This window comes from Nocardia miyunensis NBRC 108239, assembly GCF_001613065.1.
GTDB lineage: Bacteria > Actinomycetota > Actinomycetes > Mycobacteriales > Mycobacteriaceae > Nocardia > Nocardia miyunensis.
Map to the genome: position 1 here is coordinate 57,059 of NZ_BDBQ01000082.1, position 26,791 is coordinate 83,849.

Sequence of the window (26,791 nt, forward strand, 5' to 3'; positions counted from 1 at the left end):
GTCAGGCGGCCACGGTGGTGGCGGTGGTCGACGAGATCGCGTCGGCCGCAGCGGCCGCGAAGACGCGATGTCCCAGCGAACTGGGGTGCAGCCCGTCCTCGGTCCACATCTCCGGCCGGGCCCACTCCGAGCGGGCCGCGATATCGATCAGCAGGGTTCCGGTCCGGTCGGTCACCTCGGCCAGCGCGGAGTTGGCGTAGGCGAACCGCTCGCGCAGCAGGTCCCGGAATCGGTCCGGAACCGGCAGCCGCGCCGGAATATCCGGGTAGGTGGCGGTGAAAACTGTTGCGCCGCTGCGATTCAGCGTGCTGAAGACGGTGGCGAGGTTGTCCGCGAAGCGATTCCGGTCGTAGTCGCTGACCAGATCGTTCACCCCGACGACCACGCCGTACACCGTCGCCCGCGCGGACACCGCGGCGGGCAGCTGCCGCTCCACCACGGTCGAGGTGGTAGCGCCGTGGACGCCCAGATTGCGGATGGCCCCGCCCCGCAGGCCGAGCTGACTGCCCAGCCGCGGCACCCAACCACGAAAAGCGCCGTCCGGCCGCACATCTCCGCGACCCTCGACGAAGCTGTCACCGATCGCGGTGAACGCCACCCCGGTCATGCCGGTACTCCCGCGTCGCGGGTCAGGTGCCGGCGATCCGAGGGGAAGCCGACCTTCTCGTACAGCTCCGCCAGCTCGGCCTCGCCGAAGAACTTGTCCGGCGAGTACAGGCCCGCGATCAGGCCGAAGAACTTGGTGGAGTAGTCCGGGCTCATGCTGGTCGCGCGGAACACCGAGTCGTAGTACGGGGTCAGCGACAGCTCCGAAATGCTCTGTGTCAGTTCGTAAGTGCTGGCGCTCTGCGCGTCGCGCTCGCGCTGGTACTCGGGCAGGGTCTGCTCGAACGGCCGCACCCCGGACAGGCTCTCGTCCACCAGATCCGACAGCAGCTGGGCGTACTTGAAGGCGTCGGTGATGCCCCAGCCGGTGAACGGGTCCTTGTGGTATCCGGCGTCGCCGACCAGCGCCCAGCCCGGTCCGAAGGACTGGCGGCGGTAGTTGTCCGGGTACAGCATCGGCCGGAACGGCTCCACCCGCTTGCCCGTATCCCGCAGTCGCGCACCGATTTCCGGATCGACCTGATCCACGATCTCCTGCACACCGGCGTCCGGGTCGGCCCGGAACTCCCGGAACCGGTCGCGCTTGCGCATGACCGCCACCAGGGCCTGGCCGTCGTGGGTGGGCCAGGAGGCGAACTGCTGCTCACCGAAACCGGTGCGGTGCTGCATCCCCCAGTCGACGCCCTCGTAGTAGGAGTAGAACACGAAGCACGCCGCGGGCGAGCCCTCGTAGACCTGCGCGCCGACCTGCTTGGCGACCGTCGAGTTGGCGCCGTCCGCGCCGATCACCAGCTTCGCCTCGAACTTCCGCTCGGGGCCCTCGCCGCCGCGGCCGCGCAGGCCGGTGACCCGGTCGCCGTCGAATTCCAGTCCGGTGACGGTGAATCCCTCGATCACCTCGGCCCCCGCGCCGCGCGCGGCGTCCACCAGCAGCCTGTCCAGCACGGTGCGGCGCGGGCAGTAGACGGCGTCGATGCCGTCGGCCGACGTGTCGGCGAAACCGCTGATCACGATGTCGGTGTAGGTGAAGTTCAGGTGCCGCACGGGCGGGCAGCCGGTGGCGACCAGCTGGTCCAGCAGCCCCCACGACTTCAGCAGGCTCAGGCCCGCCTGGTGGATGTAGTGAGTGGAGACGGTGTCGCTCGGGAAGGTGGCGCGGTCCACGGCGAGCACGCGGTATCCCTTACGCGCCAGCAGCATGGCAAGCGGTGCCCCCGCGACGCGAGTTCCGACCACGATGACGTCGTACATGTGCCCATCACTTTCGGTAGAAGAATTCCGATTTCGAGTTTGTTCGCAACGTCGTCCGAGAACTACCGGCGGCCACTGCAATTCATCGGCCGATCGGTCCCGGCTATCGCACCGGAGAAATTTCTCGACGATTTTCGGCAGGTTCACTCACGCGCAACATAAAGTTGTCGGATATCGTCGGCATACGCCTCGGCGATGGCGGCGCGACGCAGTTTCAACGACGAGGTCAGCAATCCGTTCGCGATCGTGAAATCACCCGCGACGATCCGGAACGCGCGAATCGATTCCGCCCGGGAGACCAGTTCGTTGGCCTCGTCCACCGCCGCCTGCACGGCAGTGGCCGGATCGGCGTCCGGATGTTCGGCGCGCCACTGCTCGGCGCGCTCGGCGTCCAGGGTGACCAGCGCGGTGACGTAGGCGCGGCCGTCACCCAGCACGATGCAGTTGCTGACCAGCGGGTGCAGGCGCACCCGGTCCTCCAGCGGGGTCGGGGCGACGTTCTTACCCCCCGAGGTCACCAGAATCTCCTTCTTGCGCCCGGTGATTCGCAGATACCCGTCGTCGAGTTCGCCGATGTCGCCGGTGTGCAGCCAGCCGTCGGCATCGACGGGCCGCTGCTCCTGCGCCGCCCCCCAGTAGCCGGGCGTCACGTGCGGGCCGCGCACGAGCACCTCCCCGTCCTCGGGGGCGATGCCGACCGCGGTGCCGGGAATGGGGCGGCCCACGGTGCCCAGCCGGTTGGTCTCCGGCGCGCTGACGGTGACCGCGGTGGCCGCCTCGGTGAGGCCGTAGCAGTTCAGGATCACCACCCCGACACCGGCGTAGAAACCGGCCGTCGAATCGTCCAGCGACGCACCGCCGCAGATCACGTACCGCAACCGTCCGCCCAGGGCCGCCGCCACCGGTTCCACCGGCGGCGCCGGATCGCGCCTGCGCAGCAGTTCCAGACCGCGCGTCACGGCGTCGCGCTCCGCATCCTCGGCGAGCAGCGTCCGGCAGTGTTTGCGAATCTTCTCCAGCCCGTAGGGAATCAGCGGCAGGAAGGTGGGCCGCAGCCGGGCCAGCGCCGGGACCAGATCCGGAATCCCCGGCAGCAGATAGGTTTCGGTGCCGCCGAACAGGCACGCGAACAGCATGGTCTGGCCGAAGACGTGCGAGAGCGGCAGCGCCAGCACGGTCGTCCCGCCGAACACCGACCCGGTCTGGCGCACGGTATTGGCCGCCGAGGTGTACATGTTGCGGTGAGTGATCATGCAGCCCTTGGACAATCCCGTGGTGCCGCTGGTGTACACGATCATGGCCAGGTCGTCGGCCCGGATCTCCGCGAGCGGCTCGTCCGCCGGGGTGGCGATCGCAGGCTCCCTGACGGCCCAGTCGGCGATCCGGGTGAACGTCCACACCGCACGCGCGCCGACGGCCAGCAGGCGCGCCACGTCGTCCTCGGTCTCGGCCGCGAAGAAGGTACTGCCGCTGTCGGTCAGGATGTGCTCGATCTGGCTGGGCGAGGAGGTCGGGTAGATCGGGACGACGATCGCGCCCAGCGCCAGCACCGCGCAATCCAGCAGCGCCCATTCCACACTCGTGCGGCCCAGGATCGCGACCCGATCCCCTTGCCGCACACCACGTTCGGCCAGCGCCGAGGCCAGGGCCCGGACCCTGCTGTCGACCTCCGCCCGGGTCAGCACCGTCCCGTCCGGGTAACCGAGCGACAGCCGGTGCGGATCCCGCCGGGCGCCGTCGGAAACGATCGAGTACAAACTTTCGAAATTCGCGGGCGCGATGCCGCCCTCGGTGACCGATATCTCGATGCCAGAGACTGTATTCACGGCTTCGAATTCTTCTCGGCGACGACATATCCTGTCCCGGCCGCGAGTGCGGTTTCTACCGCGCGAATGTCAGGGGCTATCGAAGTGGTCAGGCCGAAATCGGCGGGGCAGTATCGATCTCCGGTACATCGGGGAAATCCACACAATCCAGAAACAGCGAGACGGCCGGATTCGTCTCCTCCGCACTCCACACCGCGTACAGATCGAGAGTAGGTACGGGATCCAGCAGTTTCACCGCCACCGAGGCGTTACCCGGCACGACCATCCCCATCGAGATGGCACGCGGCAGCGAGGCGAACCCGACCAGCGGGCGCACCGAGACCATGTGCGCGGTCGCCCCCGGATCGTCGGCCACCTGGGCGACGGTCAGCGAGATGCCGTTGTCGGCCGCGGCCCGCAGGATCGAGTCGTACATCGCCGGACACTGATCCCGCGCGAACAGCACGCACTGCTGGCTCGCCAACTCGGCGAACCGGACCCCGCGGCGGTCCGCCCAGCGATGCCGCCGGCCCACCACCGCCACCAGGGGCACCCGGTGCAGCAGTCGCCGGTAACGGAACTCGGCGGTACTGGGGTGTCCGTACACGAGCGCGATGTCCAGTGAACCGTCCGAGAGTCCGGCCATTTGCGGACCGGTTCGCTTCTCCCACAACGACACAACGATGTCGGGATGCTCGTCGGTCATCCGGGCCAGCGCCTCCGGCAGCACATGGCGGCTGGCCGGCAGGTTGTACCCGATGTTGAGGGTGCCCGCCCGGCCCGCCGCGGTGGCCCGCGCCGAACGTGCCGCCCGCTCCAGCTGGGCGACGATCTGACGGGCCTGGCTCTCGAATTCCAGTCCGGCCGCGGTCAACCGGACCTCGTGCGAGTTGCGTGCGACCAGCTGCACGCCGAGTGATTTCTCCAGCTTCTGAAGCTGCGCACTCAGACTGGGCTGAGTCAGGTGAAGGCGCTGGGCTGCGCGGCCGAAGTGCAATTCTTCGGCGATGGCGATGAACGAGATGAGATGTCGGATCTCCACAGCCGGCTCCCTCCGTGTACCCAGCACGGTAGCCCGGACAGGTAACTGAGGATGAATCACACTTTCCCGGCAGGCTGCGTCTGCGTTGCCAACCCGTGAACCACCCGCCGCACCGGCCCCGCCCCGCTGCACAGACCCCCGGGAGCGCGGCAGTCAATACAATCACAGATCTCCCGCCGCCGCGACCCCGGCGACCGCCCGAACCTCGTGTGACACGGGCGATTCGAGGTCGTACTCGAACTGGTCGAACGCACAGTTGTGGCACGGATGCCGTGATCAAAGGTTCAAGTCAGCTCCCGCACACCGGAGGGTGATTCGCGTCACTCCCCTCGAGGACAGTCAGCGCGCCCTCGAGTGTGGCGCGAGCCGTGTGGTCGGTTGCGCGCAGTTCGTCCGGCGAGGTTCCGCCGCAATGCATCACGGCCAGCGACTGGTTCACCGCCACGAGCAAGCGCGCGAGGTGATCGGCGTCCGGCGCATCGGCCGCGGCCAGTACCTCATGCATCCGCTGGTGCCGCAGTTGCAGCAGCGCGCGGACTCTCATCGATCGACCCGTTCGGCGAATCGAGCCGGAAGCGCCACGAGACTCGTACTGAGAATATTATTCTCAGTAATTGGAAACCTAATTGCCGCTACGAGGAGAGGGCCGAAGTGACCAGCGCGGAGAACGAGACGGGTGTGGCCACCGGGGACGAGCGGATGCTCATCGATGGGGAGCTGCAGGTCGCGGCCGGTGGCGGCAGGTTCGATGTGGTTCATCCCGCGACCGAGAAGGTCGTCGGGCAGGCCGCCGACGGGACCGTGGGCGATATGGAGCGGGCGGTGGGGGCGGCTCGGCGGGCGTTCGACACCACCGACTGGGCGCGGGACGTGGAGTTCCGGTACCACTGCTTGATCCAATTGGCCGACGCGCTGGAGCGGCACAAGGAGCAGCTGCGGCGGATCGTGGTGACCGAGGTCGGGTGTCCGGTCAGCGTCTCGCGCAGTCAGGTCGATGAGCCGATCGACGAGGTGCGGCACTGGGCCGAGCACGGGCGCGCCTTCGAATACGTGGCCGACAACGGCGTGCACGACACGCCGATGGGTCCGGCGCTGCGCAAGATCTTCTACGAGCCCGCGGGCGTGGTGGGCGCCATCACGCCGTGGAATGTGCCGTTCTACCTGAACATCGCCGAGACGGTGCCCGCGTTGATGGCCGGTAACACCGTCGTGCTCAAGCCCGCCCAGCTCACGCCGTGGTCGGGCAGCGAGCTGGGCCGCATCGTCGCCGAGGAGACCGACATTCCGGCGGGCGTGTTCAACGTCGTGACCTCCAACGCGAACGAGGTCGGTGCGGCGCTGAGCGCGGACCCGCGAGTGGACATGATCACCTTCACCGGCTCCACCGCGACCGGCAGGGCGATCCTGGCGGCCGCCGCGGCGACGGTGAAGAAGACGCTGCTCGAACTGGGCGGCAAATCCGCGCATATCGTGCTCGACGACGCCGACCTGTCCGCATCGCTGCCGTTGGCGGCGATGATGGCATGCGTCATGAGCGGCCAGTCCTGCATTCTGCCCTCGCGAATCCTGTTGCCCCGCAAACGCTATGACGAAGGTCTGGCAATCCTCGAGACGAGTATGGCGAACTTCCCGGTCGGCGACCCGTGGACGCCGGGCGTCATGCAGGGCCCGCAGATCAGCCAGACGCAGCGCGAGAAGGTCTTCGGCCTGATCCAGTCCGGGATCGATTCGGGCGCAAGGGTTGTCACCGGCGGCAGCGTGCCGGAGAACCTGCCCGTCGGCTACTACGTACAGCCCACGCTGCTCGCCGACGTGGACCCGAATTCCCGTGTGGCACAGGAGGAGATCTTCGGCCCCGTCCTGACCGTGACGCCCTACGACACCGAGGACGAGGCCGTCGCGATCGCGAACAACTCCATCTACGGACTGTCCGGCGAGGTGTCCGGCGCCGATGTGGACCGTGCGCTATCGGTGGCGCGGCGCATGCGCACCGGCAACGTCACGGTCAACGGCAGGAGCCACTTCGGCATCCGCAGCCCGTTCGGTGGCATCAAACAATCCGGGCTCGGGCGGCGCAACGGCGACGAGGGTTTCAAGGAATACCTGGAATCCAAGACCGTCGGCATGCCCGCCTGAGCCGATAGGCACCGTGGTGAAATTCTGGACCGGCACCGCGTTCACACCGACCGCGGACGCGATCGCGTTGGCGCGCATACTCGATGAGGCCGGATTCGACGGGATCGTCGTCTCCGATCACCTGATCTATCCGCGCGAGCTGACCTCGCCGTATCCCTCCCCCACCGGCAAGCCGATGTGGACGCCCGATACCGCCTGGCCCGACTCCTGGGTGCTCATCGGCGCGATGGCCGCTGTGACACAACGGATCCGGTTCACCAACGCCGTCTACGTCGCACCGGCCCGCCCGCTGCTCGAGGTGGCGAAACAGGTGGCGACAGCCGCGGTGATCGCCGACGGCCGAGTGGCGCTGAGCGTCGGCGCGGGCTGGATGCGCGAAGAGTTCGAGCTGATGGGTCAGGAGTTCACCACGCGCGGCAAACGCCTCGACGAGATGATCGAGGCGCTCCCGGAACTGTGGCGCGGCGGCTGGGTGTCCTGGACCGGAAAGCATTACCGCATACCGGAATTGATGATCGAACCGCATCCGCCGGGACCGGTTCCGATCATGTGCGGCGGTGAGTCGGAGGCCGCGTTGCGGCGCGCGGCGCGATTGTGCGACGGGTGGGTCGGCAGCGCCTACACCTGGGACGAGGCCGTGGAAAAGGTCGGGCGGCTCACCGCGCTGCGACGCGAATACGGCCGCGAGAGTGACCCTTTCGAGATCATGTTCGCATTCCGCGAGGCACAGTCGGTCGATCTGTTCAAACGCGCCGAGGACCTCGGCGTGACGGCGGTGATGTGCAGCCCCTGGGCGAGAACGGCACAGCCGCCCGATGAGACCGGCGGCTCGGCCGACGACCGCTACCGCCCGCAGATCGAACGATTCGCCGAGAACATCCTGTCCAGGATGTCCTAGTTATCCACGAAGGAGATCCGATGACGGAAACCCTTACTGCACAACAGGACCCGAGACCACCGGAGGGTGATTGGCTGGGCACGCCGTATCTGCGGTTCACCCGGGAGGGCCCGTTCGGGGTCTGCACACTCGATCGGCCCGAGGCGCGCAATGCGATGACCCCGGCGATGTATTTCGGCATCAAGTACGCGGTCAATCACGTCGGCTCGGATCCGGATCTGGCCGGGCTGCTGATCACCGGCACGGGCGACGTCTTCGCTCCCGGCGGCGATATGGGCGGCGGCGGCCGGGACAACTGGATGACGTTCGGCGCTGCGCTGGGCATGGACGCACTGCCGTTCGAGACCTTGCGCCAGTCCGCGAAACCGGTGGTGGCGGCCGTGAACGGACTGTGCCAGGGCGGCGGGTTGCAGATCGCGCTGTGCGCCGACATGGCCGTGGTCAGCGAACGCGCCACCTTCCGGGTGCCCGAGCTCTATCGCGGGATCGCCGACACGTACTACAGCCAGATGCTGGCCCGCCTGATCGGGCCGGTGCGCACCCGCGACCTGATGTTGACCGGCCGCACCCTGACCGCGCACGAGGCGCTGGACTGGGGCATGATCGCCCGCGTCGTCCCGCACGAGGAGCTGATCGGGACCGCCCGGGAGGTTCTCGCGCAGTGCTGTCGCACCGCTCCGAACGCGCGGGCGGCGGTCAAATCGAGTCTGGACAACTATCTGGGCCTCTACGACCGCATCGGCATGCAGGCGAGTCTGCGCAAACCCGAAGCGGCCGAAGGCTTCCGGGCATTCAAGGAACGCCGCTCACCGGACTGGGTACACCCCGCTCTGCGGCTGGACGGGCGGCTGTGAATCGCCCGAAACGCCTGCGGCCCGGTGCGGGCGTCCGCACCGGGCCTTCCCGCGCGGTGTCCGGCATCGGGTCGCTCCCGCGAGCGACGCGCACCGGATCACCCACGCGGGCAACGAATTCGGCTCAGCCGTTGGCCGGACCCGCGGGCACGGGCGGGGCGTGATGCTGGGCCTGCAATTCGTTGAACTTCTGCGCTCCCGCGGCGATGCCGACCGGAATGGCCAGCGCGACACCGCCGACCAGCGCGCCAACACCGCCGACCGCGACCGCGCCCACCAGGCAGGTGGCGGCGAACGCCGGGAGGGTCATGGTCCCGGCCGTCGCCAGCGACAGGAGCGTTCCGCCGGTCGCGACGCCGAACGGACAGCCGAGGGCGGCGCCGACGATGGAACCGGCCAGTGAGCCCACGCCCATCGCCATGCCCATGTGCGGATTGGCCGCTTCCACAGCCTGATTCAGGTCGGACATCGTGTCGGGCGGCTGCTGCGCCGGAGCTGGTTGCGTCGCGGCCGGTTGGGCCGGTGCGGCGACCTGCGTGACGGGCGCGGCGGCCGATTGCGCCGCCGGAGCGGCCGCCGGAATCGCTGCCCCGGCCAGGGTGTGACCGGTCGCGTCCTGGATACCGAACTGCCCGCCCTGGACGGCCACCGTCCCGAACGGGGTGCGCAGTAGTGCCAGACCGGTGGCCAGATCGTCGCTGTATCGAACGCCGGGCGCGACGTCGGTGGCGACGGTGGGAGTTTTCGCCGGGCCCGCGGGCACGCCGGCATCGGCGTTCGCGACACCGGCGGCCGCGACCACTGCCATGGCGGTCAACGCGGTTACCGCCGCTCCCCGATTTTTGAATGTCATTTTTTACTCACATTGTGACTAGTTCGGCAAATCTGACGAAAAATGAAAATCTACTGTGCCGCATTCTGCATCGGGACCGGCGCAGCGATGAGCCCTTTGGAGTGCAGCGATTGATATTGCTGATTCAATGCGTTCACGGTCGCGGGCGATCCGGAAATCATACTGCCGACCGTCCCGCCGACGAATCCCAGCGCGGCGGCGCCGATGACGCATCCACCGACGACACCCACGGGCGTGAGCGCGGCGGTGACTATGAACAGCGACCCTCCGGTTACGCCGCCGACCACGCATCCGACCACTACACCGGCCGTGGTGCCGACGACGCGTCCCACGGTGGAATCGTTCGAGAAAGCGCCCGCGACACCGTCGAAGGCCTTCATGTACTCGGCTCCCGGATCGACCGGCGCCGCCGGTGCGGTCTGCGGTGAATTACCGAGGGAAACCGAGGGATTCGATTCCGGCGTGGATTGTGCCGGGTTCACCGCATCGGCATTCGCTGCGCCTGCGGAGATCACCGTCGCCGCAAATATCATTGCGGCCATAGCCGTGGTTCGAGAAATGTGATACATCGTCGCAGATCCTCATCGTGCGTGCGAGCAAATATTCGGAAATTCGATTCTCCTACACGGAGAATAATGAGCGATGAGGCCTGGTGTTGAAAAATGAAAAATTGCTATGCACCCATACGAGATCGGCATGCCCGCACCCGGGTGCTCCGCTCGGGCGATCATCTCACCCCTGGCGCGGACGCGTCGACTGCACCGCGTCGGGATCGCCGCACCATTGCGCCGAGAGCCACCTGCCCTCGCAGACGGCCTCGCGCGTCGCGCGAACGAGCTCCTGCGAGACGATGTCGACCGCGGCGGGCATCCGCCCGGTTCGCGGGATGCCCAGCACGATCAATCGCCGAATCTCGGGCTGCCGCAACGGCGCAGCGCTCAATCTGCCCGCGGCCACGTCGTCGACGATGCCCGCCGCGGGCAGGATCGTCCAGCCGCGCCCGTCGATGACCAGCGACTTCTGCAGATGCATCGAATTGGTCTGCACCCCGATATCGAAGATGACGTCCGCCTTCGCCGCCGCCGCATCGATCAGCACCCGCAGCGCGTGTCCGGACGCGGGCATCACCACCGGATGCGCCGCGACCTCGGCCAGTGCCACCGGCCGATTCGCACACAGTCCCGCATCCGCGGTAGCCACGGCCCACAGCTGCTCGCTGACCAGCGGCGCGACATTCAGCGAGGGCGAGTCGGACAGGTTGTAGAGCAGGCTCAGATCGAGATCGCCGTCGTCCATCCAGCGTTGCAGATGGCCGGAATACGCTGTGAGAATACGCAATTCGATCCCGGGATAACCGTCCAGCACCGCCGCGGCCAACCTGCTCGCGATCAGATCGACCGAACTCTCGAGCAGGCCGACGGTTACCAGACCGCCCACCACACCCGGCGGCGGCGTGATCTCCGCGCGAGCCCGGCCCAACTCGCGAAGCGCGCGTCCGGCCCGCTCCACCATCACCGCGCCCGCATCGGTCAACCGCATACCGGTGTGGCTGCGCTCGAACAACTCGACGCCCAGTTCGTGTTCCAACGTGCGAATCTGGCGCGTCACCGCGGGCTGGACCAGGTGCAACAGTTCGGCCGCGCGGGTCACGCTCCCCACCTCCGCCACGGTGACCAGCGCCTTGAGCTGTTTGAGATCCATGCGCTGCTCCTGATCAGACATCCAGAGAATTATATTCTCTCTATACCGCATGGATGTTCTACAAAAGTCGCGGACGGCGAATCGCCTTGCGGCACAAGTTCAGCGCATGTCCACCCGGGCGAGCTCATGCTCGAGCGCGCGGGCGTAACTGTGGAACACCTCGTCCAACGAGACCGAGGGATCCAGCAGCCAGATGGTCTCCATGCCGCTCAGGAACGCGGCCACCTCGACGGCCTTCACGGCCGGATCGATATCGGTGCGGAAGCGTCCGGCACGCTGACCTCGCCGAATACCCTCGGCGATGAAGTCGAGGGCGCCGCGGTGACGATCGAGCAGACGACCGCGCAGCGGCGCGTCGGGATCGAGATTCTCGGCCAGCAGCACGGTGTACATGCCGATCAGATCGGGCGAGCGGCGAAAGCGTTCGACGACGTTCTCGATTCCGGCGATGACGTCACCGCCCAGGTCGGCATGCCGCTCGTCGTCGTCATCACGGGCATCGAGCACCGCGCGCAACAACTGGTCCTTCGATTCGAAGTGATGCAGCAGTCCCGCGCGGGTGACGCCCGCCTTCTCCGCGATCTGCGCGAGCGTGGTGTTGCGCCACCCGTAGCGCGTGAGCAGTCGCTGCGCGACCACCAGGATCCGCGAACGCCGCTGCTCCCCTTTGGCGAGCAGCGCCTGGTAGGGCCGGGACGGCTCGCGTTCGGGCACCGAACTCCTTCACTAGGCGAACTTACCGACTCAACAGTAGGTCTACGGCATCGACGTCACAAGACGGACGCTCCCACGCAGTCGAGAAGAAAACATCTTGCCGGAGAGAACCATATTCTCGGTATGATAGAACCGAAATATCGGGAAGGGAGCCGGTCATGGGTGAGCACCGCACGGACCGCATCGCGTTCATCGGCCTGGGCACCATGGGCTCGCGCATGTCCCAGCGCCTGGTGGCCGCAGGATCCGAGGTGATCGGCTTCGATCCGGTCGAGGCGGCCCGGGCGGATCTGGTCGAGGCGGGGGGACGTGCCGCCGCCACGGCGGCCGAAGCGGCCGACGGCGTCGACTACCTCATCCTCATGCTGCCCGGTTCCCGGGTCGTGGAGTCCGTACTCGGCGATACGGCGCTGCTCGACGCCCTGAAGCCCGGCACCCCGGTGATCGATATGAGCTCGTCGGAACCGGAGTCGACCCGAAAGCTGGCCGCCGCCTTGGCCGAACGCGCACTGCCACTGCTGGACGCACCGGTTTCCGGTGGCGTGCGGGGTGCGCGGGCCGGGACGTTGACGATCATGGCCGGCGGCCCGGATGACGTGATCGCCGCGGTCCGGCCGGTCATCGCACCCCTGGGCACGGTCCGGCACGTCGGCGCGACCGGCGCGGGACACGCGGTGAAGGCGATCAACAATCTGCTCGCCGCCACGAATCTGCTGGCCGCGGCCGAAGGGGTCGCCGCGGGTCGCCGATTCGGCGTCGACCCGGGCGTCATCATCGAGACGATCAACGCCGCGAGCGGCCGCAGCGCCGCCACCCAGCTCAAATTCCCGCAGAACATCCTGCCCGAGACCTACGACTCCGGCTTCGCCCTGGCCCTCATGCTCAAGGACATGCGGATCGCGACGGATCTGGCCAGATCGGTCGGCGCGCCCGCGGCACTGGGCGAGCGAGCGGTCGAGCTGTGGAGCCACGCGGCCGCGGACCTGGATCCCGCCGCCGACCAGACCGACATCGCCCGCTGGGTGAACCGCCCCCGCACCCCCTGACCGTCGAAACATATGTCACCCCAACGCATTTACTACATTCTGGAGTTCTCATGACAACCGTCGAAATCAGCTCGTCCCCCACCCGCCTGGGCCACCGCACCGACCCCGGCTCGCCGATCCACTCCTCGGTCACCGAGATCCTCGACTACTTCGGCAAATGCCCGCGGTGCGGATATCCCGCCACCGCGGCTCACCTCGCGCACACCTACCAGGACGGCAGCACTGGCTCGGAGAACATCGCCACCTGCGGGCAGCCCTGCGGCTGGAGCGGCCCGGTGACCGTCACCCCGATGACCCGCCCGCAACCGACGATGAGCCGAAGGAGCCCGAAAACCCATCTCCCCCAGCATCGTTCGAATATCGCGGCCGCGACCGCGTAGCGGATCGCCGGCATCCGCGGCATCCGGCCCACGGGATCCACGGACCCCGTGGGTCTTTTCGCGCACGGAGCGAGAGTAAGGTTTCCAGGCTCAGCCCGTCCGAAAGGCAGGTCCGCCGTGGTCCCACCGGATTCTCCGGTCTCGCGCGACACACCGGCGTGGGCCGATCGCGCCGCGGCACGGTCACGGTCGGTGCAGCGCTCGCGCCTGCGCAGCATCGAGCAGGCGCAGGCGATCGTCGGCGCGGCTCGGCGGCTGCTCGAGACCGAGGGGTCCGGTTTCACCACACAGCAGCTGTCCAAGGAAGCGGGCATCGCCCTGCAAACCTTCTACCGGCATTTCGAGAGCAAGGACCAACTACTGCTGGCCGTCTTCGAGGACATCCAGATCGAGGCGGTGGCCAGGATCTCCGAGGCCGCGCGGGAACTGCCGGATCCGGTGTCCCGCTTGCACTTCTACATCGTCTCCGCCCTGCGCTCGCTGGACGACGCCGGTACCGCACCGCGATTCATCACCGCCGAACACTGGCGGCTGTATCAGTTGTTCCCCGCCGAGATGGCCCGCGCCAACCAACTCTTCGCGGACCTCCTCGAGCAGGAACTGCGCAACGCGGCGCAGGAGAATCTGCTGCACCCCGCCGACCCCGCCGCCGACGCGTGGCTGGCGGCCGAACTCCTGATGTCGGTGTTCCACCACTACGCGTTCGCGCCCGCCACCGCCGACACCGGCGATATCGCCGAACGCCTGTGGTCGTTCTGCCTGGCCGCGTTCGGGGGTCACCGCACCGAGCGGTGACCCCGCGCGATATCGATGATCACGGCGTCACCGCCGCGATTCGGCTCGACGTCCGAGCCGATCCGATCGAGCGCCCGGCCCGCACGCCGCGGCCACGAACTCAACTGGACCAGCTCGGCCACACACCCGCTCAGCGGACCGCGGCGATGGAAGATCTCGACGCTCGGCACCGACTCTGGCGACTCCCCGGCCAGTACCAGCGCTCGGGCTTTGAACGCTCTGGCCGCAGCGGACAACCGATGCTCCACACCGCGCACGCGGCCGTCGGATTCGTCCGCGCCGTCACCCCAGAACATGATCTCGTCGGCGTGTGCCTCGAGATTGGCCGTCACGCTGTCGCGTATCCGGGCATCGGATTCCAATACCGTTGCGGCGACGACGAGTTCGTCCGGCCAGATCCGGATGGCGTCCGCTGGGGAGCCGAGCGCGTCCTCGAGATTCAGCACGATCGCGCCCAGGATCTGCAGCGGAGCCGGATCCCCGAGGTCCGGCACCATGACGGTGACCTCCCAGCCCGCCATGACCCGATCGAGAATCCAGCCCCCCGCGCTGCGCACGGCGTCGACGACGGTCGGGGCGACGATCGCCACCCGGTACCGCAGCCGGTGCTTGCAGGCATGGGCTCGCGCATCGGCGGCCGAGCGGATCGCGCTTACACCCGGGTCGATGACATCGAGGGATCGAGCAACCATATGAATTCCATCCGGTTGATGAGTGACACTGCGCCGCCTCGACGGTCGGCGTTACGTCCCGACCAGGCCGGGAAGGCGGGGGAACCTGACGGTGGGCTGGACCGCATTCCTCCTCCGAGCAAACCTACTAACTCTCAAGTAGGTTGGTCACCACCATAGAACGCATACGGGCAGTGTGACAAGGCTCTCAACGAAGAACTTCGAACCTGTCACACAACAGCTTCGAACGGCCATCTCGCCGGACCACTTTGGTAATATAATTCTCCGAATGGGAGAATATGAGTCTCTGTGATGGAGATCAACTGTGGCAGGATTGCAGCGAGTCGACATCACATTCTCCGGTACAGTGCAGCAATGTTCTGCACAAGCGAGAAGGAACAGGTTCATCCGTGACAAGCCCCATCGAAGAACCGGGCTGGAAGCAACGGGCGGTCGAGCGGTCCCTGCGCACCGCCAAGATACGCGCGGAACAGCGGGTGCAGCGCTTCCTCGACGCCGCGCAGGCGCTGATCACCGAGAAGGGCAGCACCGACTTCACCGTCCAGGAGGTCGTCGACCGCTCCCGGCAGTCCCTTCGCAGCTTCTACCTGCAGTTCGACAGCAAACACGAACTGCTGCTGGCACTGTTCGAGGACTCCCTGGTCCGCACCGCCGAACAGCTGCGCGTCGCGGCCACGAATACCGCCGACCCGGTGGAGCGCCTCCGGATCGTCATCGAGCTGCTGTTCGAACTGTGCCGCCCGGATCCGACCGCGCGCCGGCCGCTGTTCACCGATTTCGCACCGCAGCTGCTGGTCACGCACCCCGCTCAGGTGAAACTCGCGCACACCCCGGTGCTCACGCTGTTCACCGAACTGATGGACGAGGCCAGACAGGACGGGCAACTGCGCAAGGACGTCGTGCCCCGGCGCATGGCCGCGATGGTCATGCAGACCGTCATGTTCAGCGCGCAGTCCGCGGAAGATCCGGAGAACGAGACCCAGTACCCGGTCACCGGCGCGGAGGTCTGGGACTTCTGCGCCCGCGGTTTCACGAAGAAGTGACCCCACCGCGGCCGGAAGAGGTCCGGCCGCAGCGGTTTTCGGGACGTGCGGCTCAGCCGAGTACAGCGGCCAGGGTTTTGCGTTCGAGAAATTCCTCCAGACCCGCGACTCCCATCTCCCGGCCGATGCCGGATTGTTTGTATCCGCCGAAAGGTGCGTCGGGGAAGAAATAGTTGCCGCCGTTGATGCTGAAGGTGCCGGTGCGGACTCGGCGGGCCACCGCGAGGGCGCGATCGTGGTCGGCGCTGAACACCGCGCCGGACAGGCCGTAGGCGGAGTTGTTCGCGATGCGGACGGCGTCGTCGTCGCCGTCGTGCGCGATCACCGCCAGCACCGGGCCGAACACCTCCTCCTGGGCGATCTCGCTGTCCGGATCGACGCCCGCGAGCAGGGTGGGCTCGTAGAAGTATCCGGGCCCGGCCTTCGCACCGCCGGTCACGAGTTTCGCGCCCTCGGCCACGGCACGCCGGACCAGTCCGTCGACCTTGTCACGCTGTGCCTCGCTGATCAGCGGGCCCATATAGGTCTTGCGATCGTTCGGATCGCCGAAACGCACCCGGGCCATATTTGCGGCGACGAGTTCGACGACGGCATCGTGGTCCGCGCGCGGCGCCAGCAGGCGCGTGGTGAGCGCGCACGCCTGCCCGGCGTTGAGTGTGGCGGCGAATGCCGCGTACTGCCCGACGCCCCGGTAATCGGCGTCGTCGAGCGCGATCGCGGCCGATTTGCCGCCCAGTTCCAGGAACACGCGCTTGAGGCCGTTCCCGGCCGCGGACATGATCGAGCGGCCCACCGCTGTCGACCCGGTGAAGGTGATCAGGTCCACGTCCGGATGGGTGGTCAACGCCTCGCCGACCGAAACCTCTTGTGAGGAGAGGACATTCACCACACCGGGCGGAATGTCGGTGTATTTCCGGATGATCTCGCCCAGGGCGAGGGTGATCAGCGGGGCGGCCGGCGCCGCCTTCAGCACGACGGTGCACCCGGCGGCCAGCGCGGGCGCGAGTTTCGCCAGTGCCAGCTGATTCGGGTAGTTGTAGGCGATGATCGCCGACACCACACCCGCGGCCTCCCGCTCCACCCAGCGCCGGTGCTGCTGGCCGAGATATTCGACCGGGCCGAGATCCTCGGTGAAGGAGTACGTCTTCAGCAGATCGGCGTAGTAGCGCACGATCTTGATCGGATCCTCCAATTGCGCTGCGCGAGTGAGCGACAGCGTGGCGCCGACCTCGGCGATGGTGAGTTCGCGGAGTTCCTCGACGTGATCGGTCAAGGCCGCATGCAATTGTTCGAGGCATCGGATGCGCAGCCCGGTATCGGTCGCCCAGGTCCCGGTGTCGAATGCCGCCCGCGCCGCGGCGATCGCGAGATGGGCATCGTTCACCGTGGCATCGGGGGCGTATCCCACCACGGCCTCGGTGGCCGGGTTGTACGACGGATAGGTCCGTTCGGCGTCGACGGGCCGTCCGCCGATCAACAGTTGTCGATCGGCCTTCGGCGCGCCACCGTCCGCGGCGGGCGTCGCTGATCGGTTCGTGGTCATGATCGTCTCCAAAGATGTTCGTACTCAGGTATTTCGGCCACCGTTGACGCCCAGTACCTGCCCGGTGACGTACCCGGCGTCCTCCGAGACGAGGAATGCGCAGGCGGCGGCGATGTCCTCGGGCCGGCCCGCGCGGCGCACGGGGGTGAGTTCGGCGTGGTGATCCACCGTGCCGCCGAGCAGCCCGTGGCTCTCGGAATCGCGCAGCATGGGGGTGTCCACGAAGCCGGGCGGAATCGTGTTCACCGTGATCCCGGACGGACCCAGTTCCAGCGCAAGGGATTTCGTCAACCCGATGACCCCGGCCTTGGCCGCGACGTAGTGACTCATGAACTGCTGACCGGAATGGGCGCTGGAGGAGGAGATATTGATGATCCGCCCCCACCCGGCGGCCAGCATGTCCGGAACGGCGGCCCGGCAGCAGTAGAACGTGCCGTCCAGATTGACCGCCAGCGTCCGCCGCCAGATCTCGTCGGTGATGTGCAGGAACTTCTTGAAACCGGTCAGGCCCGCGTTGTTCACCAGGACCAGGATCGGCCCGAGTTCCGCGCGCACCCGCTCCATCGCGGCCTCGACCTGATCGCGCGAGGAGATGTCGACCTCGCCGAAGGCCGAGGCCCGATGCCCCGCCGCGCGGATCTCCTCGGCGACCTGCTTCGCGGCCGTACCGTTCAGATCCAGGATCGCGATCTGAAACCCGTTCTCGGCCAGTCGATGTGCGATCGCCCGGCCGATTCCGGAACCGCCGCCGGTAACGACGGCAACCCGCCCGCCAACCGTATGTCCCATATCCGGCCTCACACCGCGGGTTCGGACACGGTGTCGAAGAACGAAGCGCCGGAATCTGGGATACGCGGCTGCTTGAAGACGTTCACCGGATAGGAGACCATCACCAGCGAATACATCAGCCACAGCAGCCGGGTCTCGGCCTCGGGCAGTTCGTTCAGCTCGAACGTGTTGAGGTGGTCGATGGCCGCCTCGGCGTGCGGGGCGATGGCGTCGTAGAACGCGTCGAGTTGTTCGATGGTGCTCGCGAGCCGGGTGTCGTACCGCTCCTGCCGGGTGGGCTTGGCCCACTCGCCGACATAGGGTTCCAGGTCGCGGAATGCTTCGGGGAGAACCGTAGTCGTCATCGGATGCTCCTGCTTATTTCTTGTCGAGGGACTGGTGGGCGGCCACCGTGTCCCGGATGACCTTGTGGAAGTTGCGGATCATCAATTCCTGATCCGACAGGTGGAATTGCCGGTTGGCGCCGGTCGCCAGCGCCGAATGCGTGGCCTCGACGGTGTTCGAGTCCTGCATCGCGAATTCGATGGTGGTCTGCGCGGTCATCTCCTGCGCCAGGCGTTCGGTGGCGTTGCGCGGCGGCGTGAAGTAGATGTCGAGCTCGTAGGTGTGCGAGTCGACCGCTTCGGGCCAGTACTGGTAGGTGATGTAGAAATTGCGGGCCCAGATCTGCACCGAGAAGTTCGGGAACAACCAGTAGGCGTCGTTGCCCCAGGACTTGATCCGGCCGGGGTTCAGCACGTCCGGCAGGGGCCCGAGGTCGGCGACGTCGTCGGGGCCGAACAAACCTGCCCGCAACAGCTTGTAGATCCAGCGCTGATCCCGCTTCGCCGGGCCCAGCTCGCCGGGGGCGCGCGGCGGCAGCTGCGGCGGGCCGGGCACCGAGTTCAGCATGTGCGAGGTGAACAGGTCGTAGTAATACGCGTCCGGCGGCGGCACCAATTTCTCCGCCTTCGACACATCCGGATTGATGAACCGGCCGTGCACGTACGGCGGGTGGTACCACTCCAGAATCGTGTCGATCGACAACTTCCAGTTGCCCTTGACCCGGGTCTTGTAGGCGTAGCGCTCGGTCAGCCTCTCGAACGGGTAGCTCTCCACCTCGGTGAACTTCGGGCCGAGGAAGGTGCGCAGCGGCTGGGCGTGCGGATCGAAATTCACGAAGACGAACCCGGCCCAGGTGTCGCAGTGCAACTCCGGCATGCCCAGGGCGCCCTTGTCCAGGTCGAAGAACTGGTCCTCGTTGGTGACGTGCGCGACCTTGCCGTCCAGGCCGTAGCGCCAGCCGTGGTATTTGCAGGTGAACACGCGGCAGGAGCCCGCGGTCTCCTCGGCCGGATGCTCCTGCCACACCACCTTGTTGCCGCGGTGCGCGCACACGTTGTGCAGCGCCTTGACGGTGCCGTCGGCCTGCCGCACGATCACGATCGAGCCGAGGCCGGGCAGTTCCCGGGTGAAGTAGCTGCCGGTGCGTGGAAGTTGTTCCATCCGTCCGACTTTCAGCCACGACCGCTTGAACACCGCCTCCCGTTCGGCCCGGAAGAACTCCTCGGACACCGCGTCGTCGTAATCGACCGGGCCGGTGCCGAGCTCCGGATATTCGGGCGTGAACTTGCCGCGCCCGGTGGTGAGTTTCTCCTGAATTGCCATGACACAACCTTTCTGACTTGTCGTGGTTCGGACAGTCGTGGTCCTGAAGAAGGGTTCAGATGACGCTCGCGTCGCGCAGGTGGGCGATCTCCTCGGCGGTGCGGTGCAGCAGCGCGCCGAGTACCTCGTCGGTGTCCGCGCCCAAACCGGGCCCGAGCCAACGGATCTCGCCCGGGGTTTCGGACAGTTTCGGCAGGACGTCCGGCACCGACAGCGGTCCGATGCGCGAATCGGTCCGGGTGATCGTGCCGCGGTGGGCGAACTGCGGGTCCTCGAAGATGTCGGCGATCGAATTCAGCGGCCCCGCGGGGACTTCGGAGCCGCGGCAGCGTGCGAGCACCTCGTCGCGAGACAGTGTGGCGACCCAGTTCGCCACCAGCGCGTTCACCTCGTCGCGGGCCTCCAAACGAGAAGCCTTGCGGCCGAAGCGGTCCGCAGCGGCCAGTTCGGGGCGGCCCATCGCCGTCGACAACCGGGCGAACATCTCGTCGTTCGAACACGCGATGGCGATCCAGCGGTCGTCCGCCGTGGAAAAGTGACTGTGCGGCACCACGTTCACGGTGTCCGCGCCCATCCGCTCGCGGACGAAGCCGAATTGCTGATAAGCGGGCGCGATCTCGTCCAGCACCCGGAAGATCGCCTCGTACAGCGCGAGATCGACGCACTGTCCACGGCCGGTCGCTTCCCGGGCCCGCAGCGCCAGCAGCACGCCGATGACGCCGTAGAGACCGGTCAGATAGTCGCCGAGCGAGGTGGATCCGGGTGTGACCGGTGTGCCGCCCGGCTCACCGGCCAGCAGCGAGAGTCCGGCGTAGGCGTGTGCGACCCGCGCGAATCCGGGTTGGTCGGCCAGCGGGCCGGATTGTCCGTAGGCCGAGACCCGCAGCATGATCGCCCGGGGATTGAGCCGCCGGATGTCCTCGTAGCCCAGGTCCCAACGCTCCATCACGCCGGGCCGGAAGTTCTCGATCACCACATCCGCGCCGGCGATCAACTCCCGCAACAGTTCTCGTCCGCGCGGATCGCCGAGATCCAGTGTCACCGAGCGTTTGTTCCGCGCCTCGCTGAGCCAGACCAGGGTGTCGCCGCAGTCGGTCTCGGTGCCGAAGCGGCGCAGATGATCGCCGGTGCCGGGCCGTTCTATCTTGATGATCTCGGCCCCGAATTCACCCAGCACCGTGGCACAGTACGGTCCAGCGATATAGGTGCCCAGATCCAGCACCCGGATCCCGTCGAGCGCGTGCATGATGTACCTCGAAACCTATTGCGTATCAGGCTGATCGGAGGTGGACCAGGGCTTGTCGTCCCAGGCCCGGTCCAGCGCCGCCATCCGGCCCCCGGCCGGGAAGAACCCGCGCTGCGCGTAGGTCTCGAAACCGATGCCCTGCCCCATCTGATCGAGGAAGGCGCGTTTGAGTTCGTGGGTGAACAGCTGGCGGGTGTAGCGCAGCGTCAGCGGCGGGCGTTTCACCAGTTCGCGGGCGAGTTCCCAAGCCCGGTCCAGCACTTGGTCCTTCGGATGCACCTCGGCGACCGCACCCCAGTCCAGCGCCTCGCGCGCCGCGAGCTTCTTGCCGGTCAGCAGCAGATAACGGCCGCGATTGTGACCGACCAGGAAGTTCCAGATCACATGCTGCCCGTCACCGGGGACCTGTCCGCGCGGGAAGTGCGAAACATCCTGGAACCAAGCGTCTTCCGAGGCGAGCACGATATCGCCCATCAGCGGGACCTCGGAGTGGATATTGCACGGGCCGTTCACCGCGCTGATCATCGGCACGTCCACATTCAGCACGTTGAACATGAGATTGCGGTTGTACCAGGCCTTTTCATCCAGCTTCCACAGTCCCCGATCGCCCGGCATGGCCTGATAGATCGGCGGATCTATGGGCGAGCCGTCGGGCATGAATCCCCAGTCGGCGTTGTAGTTCTCCCCCGTGCCGGTGTGGATGAGCACCTTGATCTCGCGGTCGCCCGCGACATCGGCGAAGGCGTCGGCCATATCGTCGTGCGCCTTCCAGTCCCACACCAGTGAGCCGCCGTCGGTGTGGCACTGCATCAGCAGAATGCCGTCATCGCTGAGCTCGAAGCGGTAGTTCCGGTAGCGATCCTTGTATTCGCTGTAGCGCGAACGCTTGACCATGTCGTTCCTTCCGAAGTTTCTCTCGCCCGGCCGTGAGAAGCGGTGGGCGAGTGCGCCTTTCGCTATTTGCCGTGCAACGCCGCGACGACGGGCGCGAACGCCTCGAATTCGCCCTGCTGCACGCTGATGTAGTTGGCCCCGAAGATCTCTCGCCGCTCGAGCAGCAGATCGACGATCTGTTCGACCGTGCCGACCAGGACGTTCGGATGATCGCCGAGACCGCCCGCGGGGATGCGCAGAAGCGAAGCGATCCGGTCCAGCGCGGCGGCCGGGTCGTCGGTGACCGCGGTGAAGAACGGGGAACTCTCGATATCCAGGCGCGCGAAGCGATCTCCGGCCCCGTCCCGCACGAATCCCAGCCGCCGCACCGCCTCCTGCCGCGGCGTCCGTCCGGCGGCGTCGACCGGGTCGAACGGAACATTGTTGATGCTGACGATGTCCGCTTCCCGTCCGGCCAGGGACAGCACCCGCTTGCGGCCGCCGCCGATCATTATCGGCGGGTGCGGTTTCTGCACGGGCAGCGGCAATCCCGCGTAGTCGCGCGCGGTGACGTATTCACCGTCGAGGTCCAGCGGCGCGCCCGCGCAGTGCGCCTTGAACAGCGCGACGACCTCCTCGAGTTTCGAAATCCGTTGCGGGCCGGGGCCGAACGGCACACCCATGGCCCGGTACTCGTATTCGCTCCAGCCGCCGCCGATGCCGAATTCCAGACGCCCGTCGGACAGCAGGTCCAACGTGGCCGCCTCCTTCATCAGCACGCCCGGGACGTGGTAGTCGGCGCAGAACACCCGGCAGCCGACCCGCAGCGAGCCGGTCACCGCCGCCGCGACGGCCATCGCCGCGATCGGGGCCAGATGTTGCGGCGGCCATTTGGCGGCCTGGGCCGCCGGACCCTTACCGAGATAGTGATCGGCCAGGAACAACGTGGAATATCCGGCGTCCTCGATACGCGTCGCGGTATCCCGCCATTGCGCGGCCGAGGTCGCCTTGGTGGCCTGGACCGCGAAGCGGAAGGGTCTGGTCATCGCATTCACCTGGCCACGTATCCACCGTCGACCGGTATCGCGGTTCCGGTGATGAATGACGCCTCGTCGCTGGCGAGAAACAATGCGGCCGAAGCCAATTCGTCCGCCCTACCCCATCGCTTCATCGGCTGCGGTGGCACGATATCGGTCGGCGGATCACTGTCCTCGGGAGCATTGGCCAATCCGGTCCACGTCATTCCGGGGCAGATCGCGTTGACCCGGATGTTCTGGGTCGCATAGTCCAGCGCGGCGGATTTGGTGAGCTGCACGATTCCGCCCTTCGCGGCGGCATAGGCCGCGATGCCCTTCCAGCCGACCAGTGCCGAGGCCGAGGCCGTGTTGATCACCGATCCGCCGCCCGAGGCCAGCATCTTCGGGATGGCGTACTTCATGCCGAGGAAGGCGCCCTTGAGATTGACCGCGACGACGGTGTCGAACGAGTTCTCGTCCAGTTCCGCGATCGGACCGCGATCGCCACTCATTCCCGCATTGTTGAACAGCACGTCCAAACGCCCGAACGAATTCACCGCGGTGTCGATCATCCGTTGCACCTCAGCGGATTTCGCGACATCGACCTGGACAGCAATCGCGGCATCGCCGATATCGGCGGCGGTCTTGTCCTGTCTGCCACTGATATCCCCGCAGACCACCTGCGCTCCCTCGCGAGCGAACAGCAGCGCACTGGCCCGGCCGATGCCCGATCCGGCTCCCGTGATCACCGCGACCTTTCCGGCCAGGCGTCCCCCGTGCGTCGAATCGCTCATCGTGCGACACCACTTTCGATCTGTGCGAGTGCGGCCTTGGCCAGGACGTTCTCGGCGAGGCGGAGATGACCGGCGTCCACGAGCTGACCGGATTGCCCGATCGCGCCGACGCCGTCCCGCTGCGCCGCGCGGTAACCCTCGACAAGCGTTCGCGCACGGTCGATTTCGTCGGCGGTCGGGGTGAACACCGCGTTGGCGATCGGCACCTGGCTCGGGTGGATCGCCCATTTGCCGTCGAATCCCAGGGCCGCGGCATGTGCGGCGTCGGCGCGGTAGCCGTCCGCGTCGGCGTAGTCCGGATACGGCGAGTCGATGACGTCGATTCCGGCCGCGCGGCCCGCCGCGAGCACCTGCACCCGCTCGGCGTGCCAGAAATCGCCCGGATACGTGCCCGGTTCGGGCCGGAAATTTCCACCCACCCGGGCGTGCAGTGATGCGGACAGATCGCCGACGCCGAAGATGATCGCCTCGAGGCGCGAGCTGGCCGTGGCGATCTCGGCGGCGTTGAGCAGACCCTCCGCCTCCTCGATCAGCACTTCCAGCCCGATGCGATGGGACAGGCCGAGTTTGATCTCCAGCTGAGTGAGCAGGACGTCCACCCACCACACGTCGCGGCCGGACCGCGCCTTGGGGATGATGACCACGTCCAGGCGCTCACGAGCGCCGGTGACCACCTCGATCAGGTCGTCGTGGCACCACGGCGTGTCCAGCCCGTTGATGCGGACCGCGCGGGTGGTGCGACCCCAGTCCAGGCCGGTGAACGCGCGCACCGCGATCCCCCGCGCGGCCTCCTTCGCGGACGGGGCGCAGGCATCCTCGAGGTCCAGGAACACCAGATCCGCACCGGACCGTGCCGCAGCGGCGCACATGGACTCGTTGCTCGCCGGGGTCGCCAGCTCGGAGCGCCGGGCTCGGGCCATTCTCGTTGTCGCGCCGGTCATTTCGCGATCCACTCGACTGCGTTCGTCGCCGTGCGCGCGGCGGGCCGAGGCGAGGTCGACGGCGTGCCGCAGCACGCCGCTCTCGGGTATCGCCAGCGCGCCCACGGCCGGACGCATGCGGTCGGCGACGACCACGGTCGCGCCGGGGCAACGGCCGCCCGCGACCTGCGGGGTATCACGAATGCTAATCGGTCGATCAGTATTCGTTGCCCCACAGAACCTTCGAGACATTCGACGGAAACCACAGGATCGACCTCCATGGTGCTGAAAAACTGTGCACTACAACCTCTTTGAAGTGCTGCAAGCGGATCGGAGCCGGGGCCGATCGGGGAGCTGTAGACCCTGCCGCTCGGACGCCGCTTGCTCAACATCTGTTTAACACCTATCTTCGAATCATGTCAATCGTGGGCGATTGGTTCCCACTCCTCAGACACGTTTCACCTGGGTTTATATGGATAACTCCCGCAACACGACCCCCCTGGGAGGACTCATTTTTAAACGATCGCTTAGCAGTCGGACCCGCGTGTGTAGCCACCGCCGCCGGGCAGGTGAGCAACCGCCTGTTGATAGATTCGGTCACGTGAGCGAGCTTGCGAGCGAACCGACAGCACAGCGCGCACCGCGTACCCCGGAGCCGAGCGCCGGCGAGGTGGAGTCGTGAGCGGGATCGAGACGGGCGTGATGGCAACGGACGACCGTTGCGAGGCAGCCCTATGAGGCACCAAGCATTCCCCGGAGGTCCCGGCCATGAAAGAAGGTAGTGCTATCAGCGCACCGCGCAAGCGTCGCCGCGGCGACGACACGGACACCCGCGATCAACTGATCGAGGCAACCGCCGAACTCATGCTGGAAGAGGGCTACGCGGGGGCCACCACCCGGCGCGTCGCGGCCAAGGTCGGCGTGAATCCCGCCCTCGTCTACTACTACTTCCCTTCCCTGGACGACCTGTTCCTGGCCGTCTTCCGCAAGGGCGCCGAGGCCAATCTCGAACGTCAGCGGAAGGCCCTGACCTCGGATAATCCGATGCGCGCGCTCTGGGAGACGGCCACCGACGCCCGCGGCACCGCACTGCTGATGGAATTCATGGCGCTGGCCAACCACCGCAAGGACATCCGCGCCGAGATCGCCGCCTACGCCGAGCGATACCGGGAAAGTCAGCTCACCGCGCTGACCGTCATCCTGCGCAGTCGCGGTTTCGACGTCGAGGGTCTGTCGCCCGCGATGATGTCGGTGGTGATCAGCAGCCTGGGCGCGACCCTGGTCAACGAATCGAGCCTGGGCATCACCCTGGGCCACCGCGAATTGGCCGAATTCGCCGAGGATTTCGTGCGGTTGTTCGAGGGGAAGCCCTGGTCGCGGGAGATCCTCCCGGCCCGGCCGCGTGCGGACGAGCCCGAAGACGACTCCCGCCCGTAGATCAGCCGAATACACAATTCTGCCGCATGGCGCGCGTCGCTTGATCGTCCGAACCGGTTGTCCGACATCGCTTCCCGACGCACGTTCATGCCGATGCCGATACGTGGTCGGATGAGGTTTCGCGTTCTCGAGATGTCAGCCGAGTTCTTTCACGAGGAAACGGTCGATCTCCACCAGGTCATGTCCTTCCCCCGATTCATCCCACAGGGTGTATTCGGTGGTCGAGGTCAGTCCGGTGTCGTCATACCCGAGTCTTTGGTACAGGCGGGCGGCATCCGGGTTGGCGGTGTCGACGCCCAGGCCGACACGAGGCAGGCCGCGAGCCATTGCGCGTTCTTCGACGGCCGAGACGAGCGCCGTGCCGATCCCCTGGTTACGTGCCCGCGGCGCAACCTGGAGAAAACACAGTTCCGCACAATCGGGCAGTGCGGCGCGCACATCGTGGTGCATCGGACCAGTCCAGCTGATGACACAAGTGCCACAGGGGATCTCGTCGACCCAAGCGATCAACAGGCTCCAATGTCCGTCGCGCTGGCGCCGGAAGTGCGCCGCATGCGCGCGATTGCGACCTGTGGGCAGATACCGTTCCAGCAACTCGAGATCCTGCTCCTCGCACTCGCGTATCACCACACAGCCGAGGCTATCTCGGGCCCAGCGCCTCGGCGTACTTCGTCGACATCCCCTCATGGCTCCCCTTTATGTCAAGAGGC

The 26,791-nt window shown here is 66.9% G+C and carries 28 protein-coding genes; 8 read left to right on the top strand and 20 right to left on the bottom strand.

Annotated elements, in window-relative coordinates; genetic code table 11:
- Nucleotide 1: 1 nt before the first annotated feature.
- From NM2_RS33025 to NM2_RS33045, 5 genes are all read right to left on the bottom strand, one after another.
- Entirely contained in the window at nt 2-607 is a 606-nt protein-coding gene (locus NM2_RS33025; RefSeq protein ID WP_067677134.1) for an SGNH/GDSL hydrolase family protein, read from the bottom strand.
- On the bottom strand, nt 604-1,857 hold the full coding sequence (locus tag NM2_RS33030) for an NAD(P)/FAD-dependent oxidoreductase (protein WP_067677136.1): 1,254 nt from the start codon (nt 1,855-1,857) through the stop codon (nt 604-606). Before NM2_RS33030 ends, NM2_RS33025 begins: the two co-directional genes overlap by 4 nt.
- A 143-nt stretch (nt 1,858-2,000) precedes the next feature.
- Entirely contained in the window at nt 2,001-3,683 is a 1,683-nt protein-coding gene (locus tag NM2_RS33035; RefSeq protein WP_245718329.1) for an AMP-dependent synthetase/ligase, read from the bottom strand.
- An 88-nt stretch (nt 3,684-3,771) separates the two neighbouring features.
- A complete protein-coding gene (locus NM2_RS33040) occupies nt 3,772-4,704 on the bottom strand; it encodes a LysR family transcriptional regulator (protein WP_067677138.1) in 933 nt (310 codons plus the stop codon).
- A gap of 289 nt (nt 4,705-4,993) precedes the next feature.
- A complete protein-coding gene (locus NM2_RS33045) occupies nt 4,994-5,248 on the bottom strand; it encodes a hypothetical protein (RefSeq protein WP_067677140.1) in 255 nt (84 codons plus the stop codon).
- Between the two features lie 155 nt (nt 5,249-5,403).
- Here NM2_RS33045 and NM2_RS33050 point away from each other — a divergent pair, with 155 nt between their 5' ends.
- The 3 genes from NM2_RS33050 to NM2_RS33060 are packed head-to-tail and all read left to right on the top strand — an operon-like array spanning nt 5,404 to nt 8,592.
- Nucleotides 5,404-6,840: an aldehyde dehydrogenase family protein gene (locus NM2_RS33050; RefSeq protein ID WP_439956953.1), complete on the top strand. Its 1,437-nt coding sequence runs from the start codon at nt 5,404-5,406 to the stop codon at nt 6,838-6,840.
- A gap of 16 nt (nt 6,841-6,856) precedes the next feature.
- On the top strand, nt 6,857-7,738 hold the full coding sequence (locus NM2_RS33055) for a TIGR03619 family F420-dependent LLM class oxidoreductase (RefSeq protein ID WP_067677144.1): 882 nt from the start codon (nt 6,857-6,859) through the stop codon (nt 7,736-7,738).
- A 20-nt stretch (nt 7,739-7,758) separates the two neighbouring features.
- A complete protein-coding gene (locus tag NM2_RS33060) occupies nt 7,759-8,592 on the top strand; it encodes an enoyl-CoA hydratase/isomerase family protein (RefSeq protein WP_067677146.1) in 834 nt (277 codons plus the stop codon).
- A 124-nt stretch (nt 8,593-8,716) separates the two neighbouring features.
- Here NM2_RS33060 and NM2_RS33065 read toward each other — a convergent pair whose 3' ends face one another.
- The 4 genes from NM2_RS33065 to NM2_RS33080 form a co-directional block, all read right to left on the bottom strand.
- Entirely contained in the window at nt 8,717-9,445 is a 729-nt protein-coding gene (locus NM2_RS33065) for a hypothetical protein (protein WP_157121452.1), read from the bottom strand.
- A 50-nt stretch (nt 9,446-9,495) separates the two neighbouring features.
- On the bottom strand, nt 9,496-9,987 hold the full coding sequence (locus NM2_RS49530; RefSeq protein ID WP_157121453.1) for a hypothetical protein: 492 nt from the start codon (nt 9,985-9,987) through the stop codon (nt 9,496-9,498).
- A 190-nt stretch (nt 9,988-10,177) separates the two neighbouring features.
- Nucleotides 10,178-11,167 carry a LysR family transcriptional regulator gene (locus tag NM2_RS33075; RefSeq protein WP_245718330.1) on the bottom strand — a complete coding sequence of 330 codons (990 nt, stop codon included), beginning with the start codon at nt 11,165-11,167 and terminating at the stop codon, nt 10,178-10,180.
- A 78-nt stretch (nt 11,168-11,245) separates the two neighbouring features.
- Entirely contained in the window at nt 11,246-11,860 is a 615-nt protein-coding gene (locus NM2_RS33080; RefSeq protein WP_067677154.1) for a TetR/AcrR family transcriptional regulator, read from the bottom strand.
- Nucleotides 11,861-12,018: 158 nt separating this feature from the next.
- Here NM2_RS33080 and NM2_RS33085 point away from each other — a divergent pair, with 158 nt between their 5' ends.
- The 3 genes from NM2_RS33085 to NM2_RS33095 all read left to right on the top strand — a co-directional run bounded on the left by NM2_RS33085 (nt 12,019) and on the right by NM2_RS33095 (nt 14,081).
- Nucleotides 12,019-12,906, top strand: coding sequence for an NAD(P)-dependent oxidoreductase (locus NM2_RS33085; protein ID WP_067677156.1), 888 nt, complete (start codon nt 12,019-12,021; stop codon nt 12,904-12,906).
- Nucleotides 12,907-12,956: 50 nt separating this feature from the next.
- Nucleotides 12,957-13,286, top strand: a complete 330-nt coding sequence (locus NM2_RS33090) for a hypothetical protein (protein ID WP_067677158.1) — start codon at nt 12,957-12,959, stop codon at nt 13,284-13,286.
- Between the two features lie 192 nt (nt 13,287-13,478).
- The gene (locus tag NM2_RS33095; RefSeq protein WP_218026041.1) at nt 13,479-14,081 is read left to right on the top strand and encodes a TetR/AcrR family transcriptional regulator; all 603 of its coding nucleotides are present in this window, start codon (nt 13,479-13,481) and stop codon (nt 14,079-14,081) included.
- Here NM2_RS33095 and NM2_RS33100 read toward each other — a convergent pair.
- Nucleotides 14,063-14,773 carry a hypothetical protein gene (locus NM2_RS33100; protein ID WP_067677162.1) on the bottom strand — a complete coding sequence of 237 codons (711 nt, stop codon included), beginning with the start codon at nt 14,771-14,773 and terminating at the stop codon, nt 14,063-14,065. The two genes, NM2_RS33095 and NM2_RS33100, sit on opposite strands and share 19 nt — an antisense overlap.
- 389 nt (nt 14,774-15,162) lie before the next feature.
- Here NM2_RS33100 and NM2_RS33105 point away from each other — a divergent pair, with 389 nt between their 5' ends.
- The gene (locus tag NM2_RS33105) at nt 15,163-15,816 is read left to right on the top strand and encodes a TetR/AcrR family transcriptional regulator (protein WP_067677164.1); all 654 of its coding nucleotides are present in this window, start codon (nt 15,163-15,165) and stop codon (nt 15,814-15,816) included.
- A gap of 52 nt (nt 15,817-15,868) precedes the next feature.
- On the opposite strand, the gene NM2_RS33110 is transcribed toward NM2_RS33105, so the two are convergent.
- From NM2_RS33110 to NM2_RS33150, 9 genes are all read right to left on the bottom strand, one after another.
- The gene (locus tag NM2_RS33110) at nt 15,869-17,359 is read right to left on the bottom strand and encodes an aldehyde dehydrogenase family protein (RefSeq protein WP_067677166.1); all 1,491 of its coding nucleotides are present in this window, start codon (nt 17,357-17,359) and stop codon (nt 15,869-15,871) included.
- A 24-nt stretch (nt 17,360-17,383) separates the two neighbouring features.
- Nucleotides 17,384-18,148 (bottom strand): SDR family NAD(P)-dependent oxidoreductase, encoded by a 765-nt coding sequence (locus tag NM2_RS33115; protein WP_067677168.1) that lies wholly within the window; start codon nt 18,146-18,148, stop codon nt 17,384-17,386.
- A gap of 8 nt (nt 18,149-18,156) precedes the next feature.
- Entirely contained in the window at nt 18,157-18,492 is a 336-nt protein-coding gene (locus NM2_RS33120) for a hypothetical protein (protein ID WP_067677170.1), read from the bottom strand.
- A 13-nt stretch (nt 18,493-18,505) separates the two neighbouring features.
- Complete coding sequence (locus NM2_RS33125) at nt 18,506-19,795, bottom strand: aromatic ring-hydroxylating oxygenase subunit alpha (RefSeq protein WP_067677172.1); 1,290 nt, start codon at nt 19,793-19,795, stop codon at nt 18,506-18,508.
- Between the two features lie 55 nt (nt 19,796-19,850).
- On the bottom strand, nt 19,851-21,041 hold the full coding sequence (locus NM2_RS33130; protein ID WP_067677174.1) for a CaiB/BaiF CoA transferase family protein: 1,191 nt from the start codon (nt 21,039-21,041) through the stop codon (nt 19,851-19,853).
- A 15-nt stretch (nt 21,042-21,056) separates the two neighbouring features.
- Complete coding sequence (locus NM2_RS33135) at nt 21,057-21,935, bottom strand: enoyl-CoA hydratase/isomerase family protein (protein ID WP_067677176.1); 879 nt, start codon at nt 21,933-21,935, stop codon at nt 21,057-21,059.
- A gap of 62 nt (nt 21,936-21,997) precedes the next feature.
- Nucleotides 21,998-22,960: a TIGR03621 family F420-dependent LLM class oxidoreductase gene (locus NM2_RS33140; protein WP_067677197.1), complete on the bottom strand. Its 963-nt coding sequence runs from the start codon at nt 22,958-22,960 to the stop codon at nt 21,998-22,000.
- A 5-nt stretch (nt 22,961-22,965) separates the two neighbouring features.
- Nucleotides 22,966-23,724: an SDR family NAD(P)-dependent oxidoreductase gene (locus NM2_RS33145; RefSeq protein WP_067677178.1), complete on the bottom strand. Its 759-nt coding sequence runs from the start codon at nt 23,722-23,724 to the stop codon at nt 22,966-22,968.
- On the bottom strand, nt 23,721-24,644 hold the full coding sequence (locus NM2_RS33150) for an HpcH/HpaI aldolase/citrate lyase family protein (RefSeq protein WP_067677199.1): 924 nt from the start codon (nt 24,642-24,644) through the stop codon (nt 23,721-23,723). Before NM2_RS33150 ends, NM2_RS33145 begins: the two co-directional genes overlap by 4 nt.
- A gap of 786 nt (nt 24,645-25,430) precedes the next feature.
- On the opposite strand from NM2_RS33150, the gene NM2_RS33155 reads away from it, so the two are divergent.
- Nucleotides 25,431-26,081: a TetR/AcrR family transcriptional regulator gene (locus NM2_RS33155; RefSeq protein ID WP_067677201.1), complete on the top strand. Its 651-nt coding sequence runs from the start codon at nt 25,431-25,433 to the stop codon at nt 26,079-26,081.
- A gap of 135 nt (nt 26,082-26,216) precedes the next feature.
- On the opposite strand, the gene NM2_RS33160 is transcribed toward NM2_RS33155, so the two are convergent.
- On the bottom strand, nt 26,217-26,711 hold the full coding sequence (locus tag NM2_RS33160; protein ID WP_067677180.1) for a GNAT family N-acetyltransferase: 495 nt from the start codon (nt 26,709-26,711) through the stop codon (nt 26,217-26,219).
- Nucleotides 26,712-26,791: the final 80 nt, after the last annotated feature.

Excerpts from the sequence above, each read along its gene's own strand:
- NM2_RS33025 (WP_067677134.1), bottom strand. The coding sequence starts at position 607 with ATGACCGGGGTGGCGTTCACCGCGATCGGTGACAGCTTCGTCGAGGGT.
- NM2_RS33030 (WP_067677136.1), bottom strand. The coding sequence starts at position 1,857 with ATGTACGACGTCATCGTGGTCGGAACTCGCGTCGCGGGGGCACCGCTT.
- NM2_RS33045 (WP_067677140.1), bottom strand. The coding sequence starts at position 5,248 with ATGAGAGTCCGCGCGCTGCTGCAACTGCGGCACCAGCGGATGCATGAG.
- NM2_RS33050 (WP_439956953.1), top strand. The coding sequence starts at position 5,404 with ATGCTCATCGATGGGGAGCTGCAGGTCGCGGCCGGTGGCGGCAGGTTC.
- NM2_RS33060 (WP_067677146.1), top strand. The coding sequence starts at position 7,759 with ATGACGGAAACCCTTACTGCACAACAGGACCCGAGACCACCGGAGGGT.
- NM2_RS33065 (WP_157121452.1), bottom strand. The coding sequence starts at position 9,445 with ATGACATTCAAAAATCGGGGAGCGGCGGTAACCGCGTTGACCGCCATG.
- NM2_RS49530 (WP_157121453.1), bottom strand. The coding sequence starts at position 9,987 with ATGGCCGCAATGATATTTGCGGCGACGGTGATCTCCGCAGGCGCAGCG.
- NM2_RS33075 (WP_245718330.1), bottom strand. The coding sequence starts at position 11,167 with ATGTCTGATCAGGAGCAGCGCATGGATCTCAAACAGCTCAAGGCGCTG.
- NM2_RS33085 (WP_067677156.1), top strand. The coding sequence starts at position 12,019 with ATGGGTGAGCACCGCACGGACCGCATCGCGTTCATCGGCCTGGGCACC.
- NM2_RS33090 (WP_067677158.1), top strand. The coding sequence starts at position 12,957 with ATGACAACCGTCGAAATCAGCTCGTCCCCCACCCGCCTGGGCCACCGC.
- NM2_RS33100 (WP_067677162.1), bottom strand. The coding sequence starts at position 14,773 with ATGGTTGCTCGATCCCTCGATGTCATCGACCCGGGTGTAAGCGCGATC.
- NM2_RS33110 (WP_067677166.1), bottom strand. The coding sequence starts at position 17,359 with ATGACCACGAACCGATCAGCGACGCCCGCCGCGGACGGTGGCGCGCCG.
- NM2_RS33115 (WP_067677168.1), bottom strand. The coding sequence starts at position 18,148 with ATGGGACATACGGTTGGCGGGCGGGTTGCCGTCGTTACCGGCGGCGGT.
- NM2_RS33120 (WP_067677170.1), bottom strand. The coding sequence starts at position 18,492 with ATGACGACTACGGTTCTCCCCGAAGCATTCCGCGACCTGGAACCCTAT.
- NM2_RS33125 (WP_067677172.1), bottom strand. The coding sequence starts at position 19,795 with ATGGCAATTCAGGAGAAACTCACCACCGGGCGCGGCAAGTTCACGCCC.
- NM2_RS33130 (WP_067677174.1), bottom strand. The coding sequence starts at position 21,041 with ATGCACGCGCTCGACGGGATCCGGGTGCTGGATCTGGGCACCTATATC.
- NM2_RS33135 (WP_067677176.1), bottom strand. The coding sequence starts at position 21,935 with ATGGTCAAGCGTTCGCGCTACAGCGAATACAAGGATCGCTACCGGAAC.
- NM2_RS33140 (WP_067677197.1), bottom strand. The coding sequence starts at position 22,960 with ATGACCAGACCCTTCCGCTTCGCGGTCCAGGCCACCAAGGCGACCTCG.
- NM2_RS33145 (WP_067677178.1), bottom strand. The coding sequence starts at position 23,724 with ATGAGCGATTCGACGCACGGGGGACGCCTGGCCGGAAAGGTCGCGGTG.
- NM2_RS33150 (WP_067677199.1), bottom strand. The coding sequence starts at position 24,644 with ATGGCCCGAGCCCGGCGCTCCGAGCTGGCGACCCCGGCGAGCAACGAG.